We start from the raw sequence: 1,774 nt of genomic DNA, 5'->3' as shown, positions 1-1,774 counted from the left end.
CACGCCAACGGCGGCGGCAGCATCAATACCATCGCGGAACGGGAAGAAGGCGTCAGAGGCCATTGCTGAGCCTTTCACTTCCAGACCTTCGTCAGCCGCTTTAATCCCGGCGATTTTTGCGGAGTACACGCGGCTCATCTGGCCTGCGCCTATGCCGATAGTCATGTTCTCTTTGGCATAAACAATGGCGTTGGATTTCACGAACTTGGCGACTTTCCAGCAGAACAGTGCATCGCGCAGCTCTTGCTCGGTCGGCTGACGTTTGGACACCACGCGCAGTTCGCCTTCGCTCACCATCCCCAGATCCCTGTCCTGAACCAGCAAACCGCCGTTAACGCGTTTGAAGTCCAGGCCCGGTACACGTTGTGCCCACAGACCGCAGGTCAGAACGCGAACGTTCTGTTTGGCGGCGGTGATTTTCAGTGCGTCTTCGGTTGCGGACGGGGCGATGATCACTTCCACGAACTGACGGGAGATAATTGCCTGCGCGGTTTCGGCATCCAGTTCGCGGTTGAAAGCGATGATGCCGCCGAACGCGGAGGTTGGGTCGGTTTTATAGGCGCGGTCGTAAGCGTCGAGAATAGAGGTACTTACCGCCACGCCGCACGGGTTAGCGTGCTTAACGATCACACAGGCTGGCTCGCTGAACTCTTTCACGCACTCCAGTGCCGCGTCGGTATCTGCGATGTTGTTGTAGGAAAGCGCTTTGCCCTGTACCTGCTGCGCGGTGGCAACGGACGCTTCTTTAACATTCTCTTCTATATAGAAGGCAGCCTGCTGGTGGCTGTTCTCGCCGTAGCGCATATCCTGCTTCTTAATGAAGTTCAGGTTCAGCGTACGCGGGAAACGACCGGCGGCCTCTTTGCTCTCACCGTGGTAAGCCGGAACCATGCTGCCGAAGTAGTTGGCAATCATGCTGTCGTAGGCGGCGGTGTGTTCGAAGGCTTTAATCGCGAGGTCAAAGCGGGTTTCCAGAGTCAGGGAGCCTTCGTTGGCATCCATCTCTTTAATAATGGCGTCGTAGTCGCTGCTCTTCACAACGATCGCTACGTCTTTATGGTTCTTGGCAGCGGAACGCACCATGGTCGGGCCGCCGATATCAATGTTCTCTACCGCATCTTCCAGCGAGCAGCCTTCGCGTGCCACTGTCTCGGCGAACGGATACAGGTTTACAACCACCATATCGATAGGGGCGATACCGTGCTGTTCCATAATTCCGTCATCCTGACCGCGACGACCAAGAATGCCGCCGTGGACTTTAGGATGCAGGGTCTTCACGCGTCCATCCATCATTTCCGGGAAGCCCGTGTAATCGGAAACTTCGGTCACTGGCAGACCTTTCTCCGCTAACAGGCGCGCAGTGCCACCTGTAGACAGCAGCTCCACACCACGTGCGGAAAGTGCCTGAGCGAATTCGATGATACCGGCCTTGTCAGAAACACTGAGCAGAGCGCGGCGGACTGGACGACGTTGTTGCATGGTAAATCCCCTGGATTTGACTATTACAGAGAGCGTTAGGTGAATTCTTGGCTAAAAACTCAGCTAACGCCCCTTACGGGGCATCTTTGTTTTGCGGGGGCATTGTAACGAAAACGTTTGCGCAACGCTCGCGAATTTTTAATTTTCGATTTTGACCTCTTCTTTTTCTGTTGAAGGAGGCTGATATAACGAGAGGATCGTAGAAACGATCGTGTGGTTTGTGGATAACTCTGTGCGTAAATAGGTATAAAGCGGGGTTTCGCTGTGGAATGCAGCAGTCAGTCATTTTTCTGTC

General features: G+C 54.5%; 1 protein-coding gene. It reads right to left on the bottom strand.

Going from position 1 to position 1,774, the window contains the following annotated elements:
• The coding region (gene purH / locus FDW94_RS19535; RefSeq protein ID WP_249358648.1) for a bifunctional phosphoribosylaminoimidazolecarboxamide formyltransferase/IMP cyclohydrolase at positions 1–1,479 on the bottom strand (1,479 nt) is incomplete at its 3' end.
• Positions 1,480–1,774 lie beyond the last annotated feature (295 nt).

It is taken from the genome of Citrobacter sp. wls757 (genome assembly GCF_005280935.1).
In the GTDB taxonomy this organism is placed as follows: Bacteria; Pseudomonadota; Gammaproteobacteria; order Enterobacterales; family Enterobacteriaceae; genus Citrobacter; species Citrobacter portucalensis.
The sequence above is the reverse complement of the archived record's forward strand: the minus strand, read 5'-3'. Positions and strand labels throughout refer to the sequence as shown.